Source organism: Methylobacterium sp. B1 (assembly GCF_000333255.1).
GTDB lineage: Bacteria > Pseudomonadota > Alphaproteobacteria > Rhizobiales > Beijerinckiaceae > Methylobacterium > Methylobacterium fujisawaense.
Genome location: NZ_BACT01000161.1, coordinates 1 through 4527, shown reverse-complemented (window position 1 = coordinate 4527; position 4527 = coordinate 1). Strand labels below are relative to the sequence as shown.

The 4527-nt window shown below is 70.4% G+C and carries 6 protein-coding genes; 2 read left to right on the top strand and 4 right to left on the bottom strand.

All coding sequences use genetic code 11. From position 1 onward, the window contains the following. Positions 1 to 435: gamma carbonic anhydrase family protein (locus I53_RS04415; protein WP_043347105.1), on the top strand; the 435-nt coding region annotated here is incomplete at its 5' end. A 39-nt stretch (positions 436 to 474) separates the two neighbouring features. Here I53_RS04415 and ppa read toward each other — a convergent pair. Further along, entirely contained in the window at positions 475 to 1008 is a 534-nt protein-coding gene (gene ppa / locus I53_RS04410; protein WP_043347104.1) for an inorganic diphosphatase, read from the bottom strand. Positions 1009 to 1119: 111 nt separating this feature from the next. Beyond that, complete coding sequence (locus I53_RS04405) at positions 1120 to 1626, bottom strand: GNAT family N-acetyltransferase (protein WP_043347102.1); 507 nt, start codon at positions 1624 to 1626, stop codon at positions 1120 to 1122. Between the two features lie 213 nt (positions 1627 to 1839). On the opposite strand from I53_RS04405, the gene I53_RS04400 reads away from it, so the two are divergent. Then, positions 1840 to 2565: a tyrosine-protein phosphatase gene (locus I53_RS04400; protein ID WP_043347101.1), complete on the top strand. Its 726-nt coding sequence runs from the start codon at positions 1840 to 1842 to the stop codon at positions 2563 to 2565. A 3-nt stretch (positions 2566 to 2568) separates the two neighbouring features. On the opposite strand, the gene I53_RS04395 is transcribed toward I53_RS04400, so the two are convergent. Continuing rightward, entirely contained in the window at positions 2569 to 3426 is an 858-nt protein-coding gene (locus I53_RS04395; RefSeq protein ID WP_043347099.1) for a prephenate dehydratase, read from the bottom strand. Positions 3427 to 3450: 24 nt separating this feature from the next. After that, positions 3451 to 4194: a 3-deoxy-manno-octulosonate cytidylyltransferase gene (locus I53_RS04390; protein WP_043347096.1), complete on the bottom strand. Its 744-nt coding sequence runs from the start codon at positions 4192 to 4194 to the stop codon at positions 3451 to 3453. Positions 4195 to 4527 lie beyond the last annotated feature (333 nt).

The window sequence follows — 4527 nt, the reverse complement described above, 5'->3', positions numbered from 1 at the left end:
CGGCCTGATGTCGGCATCTGGTTCGGCGCGGCTCTGCGCGGCGACAACGAGCCGATCCGCATCGGCGATCGCACCAATGTCCAGGAGGGCGTGATCATGCACGTCGATCCCGGGTTTCCCCTCGTCATCGGCAGCGACGTCACGGTCGGCCACGGCGCGATCGTGCACGGCTGCACCATCGGCGACGGCAGCCTCGTCGGCATGGGGGCGACGGTCCTGAACGGCGCCCGGATCGGCCGCGGCTGCCTCATCGGCGCCAACGCGCTGGTCACCGAGGGCAAGGAATTCCCGGATCACAGCCTGATCGTCGGGGCGCCGGCCAAGGCCGTGCGCACCCTCGACGAGGCCGCGGTCGAGGGGCTGCGGCAGGCCGCCCTGCGCTACGTGGAGAATGCCCGGCGCTACAAGGCCGGGCTGCGCCGCATCGACGGCTGAGGGACATGGGCCGCTCCCGGGCGGGAGCGGCCGGCCCGCTTACTTCTTGGCCTTGGCGCGCTCGATCGCTTCCTCGATCAGCCGGTGGGCCTCTTCCTTGTCGCCCCAGCGGACGAACTTGACCCACTTGCCGGGTTCCAGATCCTTGTAGTGCTCGAAGAAGTGCTGGATCTGCTGGATCGTGATCTCGGGCAGGTCGGTGTAGTTCTCGACCCGGTCGTACCGCTTGGTCAGGTGGCGCGAGGGCACCGCGATGATCTTCTCGTCTTCGCCGCCCTCGTCCTGCATCACCATCACGCCCACGGGACGCGCGCTGATGATCGCGCCCGGCAGCACGGCGCGGGTGTTGGCCACCAGCACGTCACAGGGATCGCCGTCGCCCGACAGGGTGTGGGGGATGAAGCCGTAATTCCCCGGATAGAACATCGGGGTGTAGAGAAACCGGTCGACGACCAGCGCGCCGGATTCCTTGTCCATCTCGTACTTGATCGGTTCGCCGCCGAGCGGCACCTCGACGATCACGTTGACGTCGTGCGGCGGCTTCTTGCCGAGCGGGATGGCGTCGATCTTCATGGCGTGTCGCTTCCGGAATGCGGTCTCGTCCGCTTCCCGGATCTCTTAGTGGCGCCGCTTGGCAAAGCAAATCGGCCGATGGTGCGGCCCGGCAACGAGCGCTGGAAAACGTTAGCCGAACAGGAAGCCCACCTTGGGGAGCGGGATGCCCGCCACGCGGTCCAGCGCCCGCGGGCCGGCGACGCCGCCGAGCCCCTCGTAGAAGGCGCCGGCGCGGACATTGTCCTCCAGGCTCCACACGCCCAGCCGCGTGAGGCCGTGATCCGCGAGGTCGTTGCGCACCGCCCGGAACAGGCGCCGGCCGAGGCCGACGCCCTGATACTCCGGCAACAGGTAGAGTTCGTCGATCTCGGCCTCGGTGCCGAGCGCCCGGCTGCGCGTCCGTCCGTAGGCCGCGTAGCCGACGACGAGTTCGCCCGTCTCCACCACCGCGATCGGCCGGCCGCGGCGCAGGGCGCTCTGCCACCAGGCCCGGTCCCGGGTCGAGATCACCCGCTCCAGGGCGACGCCCGGGATGATGCCGCGATAGGCCTCGCGCCAGGAGGCATCGAACACCTTGGACAAGCCGCCGAGATCGGCCTCGCGGGCCCGGCGGATGCTCGTGGTGCGCGTGCTCATGGGCTTCGGGCCTCCCGTCGTCCGACCGGCGGATAACCCGCGCGGCCCGCGCAGGTTCGATGCCGATCCAGGCGGAGTGAAGGCAAGAATGGCGCCGCGTCGCGTCGGCCTGCGTGACGTCGCGTGATGCCGGTGCCGGCCCGCCGGCCCGCGAATTGCCGGGCCGGCGGGCGGCTGATAGAGCCCGGGCTCGGTTCCCCCGGCAGCACGGCCTTGTTCAACCGCTTCCTCAAGCCCGAGAGGCGCTATGCGCGCCGCATGGCCCGGATCGCCCGCTTCGAGCGGCCGATAGCCGGCCCCGGCGACCGGCTCATGGCCTGGGCCAGCATGCTGCTGATCGACCACGGCGTCTTCCGCCTCGCCTATCTCAACCGGCACCGCGTCGGCTCCGGCGCCCTCTGGCGCTCGGCCCAGCCCGGCCCCCATCAGCTCGCCCGCTTCCGGGCCGAGGGCGTGCGGACGATCATCTCCCTGCGCGGCGGGCGCGAGCACGGATCCTGGCCGCTGCAGCGCGAGGCCTGCGAGCGCCACGGGCTCAAGCTGGTCGAGTTCGTGCTCCGCTCGCGGGAAGCGCCGGACCGGGCCACCATCCTCGGCGCCAAGGCCTTCTTCGCCGGCATCGAGTACCCGGCGGTGATGCACTGCAAGTCCGGCGCCGACCGGGCCGGCCTCGCCTCGGCCCTCTACCTGATCCTGCACGAGGGGCGCCCGGTGGCCGAGGCCGCCCGGCAGCTCTCCGCCCGCTACGGCCATCTCCGTTTCGCCAAGACCGGCATCCTCGACGCGTTCTTCGCCCGGTATCGCCTCGAGGGCGAGGCGAAGGGGCTCGACTTCCTGACCTGGGTCGAGACCGTCTACGACCCCGAGGCGCTCAAGCGCGATTTCCGGCCGGGCTTCTGGTCGGATCTGGCGGTGGACCGGGTGCTCCGGCGGGAGTGAGGATCACTCCGCCGCCGGCCGCGCCATCTCGCGGAAGGGGTGGGCCGGGTAGGTGCCGATCACCCGCAATTCGCGCGAGAAGTAGCCGAGTTCGTCCAGCGCCCGGCTGAGGCCCGGATCGTCCGGATGGCCGTCGACCTCGGCGTAGAACTGCGTGGCGGTGAATTCGCCGTCGACCATGTAGCTCTCGAGCTTCGACATGTTGACGCCGTTGGTCGCGAATCCGCCGAGCGCCTTATAGAGCGCGGCCGGGATGTTGCGCACGCGGAACACGAAGCTCGTCACACAGGGCACGGTGCCCTGTTCCACCGGCTGGGGCTCCGGGGAGAACACCACGAACCGGGTGGTGTTGTGCGCCTCGTCCTCGACGTCGCGCTCCAGGATGTCGAGGCCGTAGACTCCGGCGGCGAGTGCGGGCGCCAGAGCCGCCCGGCTCGGGTCGCCGATCTCGGCGATCTCGCGGGCGGCCCCGGCGGTGTCGCCGGCGACCACGGCCTTCAGGCCGAGCCGGCGGATGATCCGGCGGCACTGGCCCAGGGCATGGACGTGGCTGTGGACGCTCTTCAAAGCCTCGCGCTGTGTGCCCGGCAGGACCATCAGCTGGAAGTGGATCGGCAGGAAGTGCTCGGCCACGATGTGCAGCGGCGAGATCGGGATCAGGTGGTGGATGTCGGCGACGCGGCCCGCGATCGAGTTCTCGATCGGGATCATCGCCCGCTGGGCGCGCCCCTCTGTCACCGCCGCGAAAGCGTCCTCGAAGGTCGGGCAGGGCAACGGCGTCCAGTCCGGATACGCCTCCGCGCAGATGATGTGCGAGTTCGCCCCGGGCTCCCCCTGATAGGCGATGGTGCGGTCTGTCATGGCGGTCTGGATTCGTTCGTCGGGTCAGTTCAGGCGCCGGCTCTGGAGCAGGGCGCGGGCGCGCTCCAGGTCGGCGGGGGTGTCGACACCCAGCGGCAGGTCGTCGACGATGGCGGCGTCGATGCGCATGCCGGCTTCGAGCGCCCGCAGCTGCTCCAGCTTCTCGCGCATCTCCAGCTCGCCGGGCGGCAAGGCCACGAATCGGCTGAGCGCCCTGCGCCGGTAGGCGTACAGGCCGATATGGTGCCAGAGCGGCCCGTCGCCCCAGGGAGCCCGGGCGCGGGTGAAGTACAGGGCGCGCAGGCGCCCGGGACCGACCATGTGGCCGACGAGCTTGACCACGTTCGGGTTGTCGGCCTCGTGGGGGTCGGTGATCGGCGCACAGAGGGTGACGATGTCGACGGTGCGGTCGGCCAGCGGCACGATGGAGGCGCCGATGATCGCCGGGTCGATGGTCGGCAGGTCGCCCTGGACGTTGACGACCACGTCGTGGCGACCCTCCGGATCGACGATGTCGAGCGCCTCGGCGAGGCGGTCGGAGCCCGATGGGTGATCGGCCCGGGTCATCACCGCGAGGCCGCCCGCGGCCTCGACCGTCCGGGCGATCTCCGCCGTGTCGGTGGCCACCACCACGGGGCCGATGCCGGCCTCCATGGCCCGGCGCCAGACATGGACGATCATGGCCTCGCCGGCGATGTCGGCCAGCGGCTTGTTCGGCAGGCGGGTCGCGGCGAGACGGGCCGGGATCAGGACCAGGGGATCGGACATCGAGATTCGGATCCGGATGCGCGGATCGGGGCCGCGGCGGCAGGCGGCCGGCTGCTTAACAGGCCGGCCCCCGATTGTCGTCCCCCCGGAGACGGGCCGGAGCGCAGTGGAGAAAATGTGCCACTCGGTGACAAGCTGGGCAATTCAGTGGAACAATCCTGCGCTGGAGCGACGCGGAGCCCTCTGGTGGCATTGTCAGGAGCCGCCCGGAACCGCTAAGGCAACCTCGAAATCTTCCAATGTCCGGTGTCCGAGCCCGCTCGCCCGTGTCAGGCGCGCGATCGGCACGGCCGAGTTGCGAGAAGAGCATGAACTCGTTCGAGGTGAACAAGG

Excerpts from the sequence above, each read along its gene's own strand:
- ppa (WP_043347104.1), bottom strand. The coding sequence starts at position 1,008 with ATGAAGATCGACGCCATCCCGCTCGGCAAGAAGCCGCCGCACGACGTC.
- I53_RS04405 (WP_043347102.1), bottom strand. The coding sequence starts at position 1,626 with ATGAGCACGCGCACCACGAGCATCCGCCGGGCCCGCGAGGCCGATCTC.
- I53_RS04395 (WP_043347099.1), bottom strand. The coding sequence starts at position 3,426 with ATGACAGACCGCACCATCGCCTATCAGGGGGAGCCCGGGGCGAACTCG.
- I53_RS04390 (WP_043347096.1), bottom strand. The coding sequence starts at position 4,194 with ATGTCCGATCCCCTGGTCCTGATCCCGGCCCGTCTCGCCGCGACCCGC.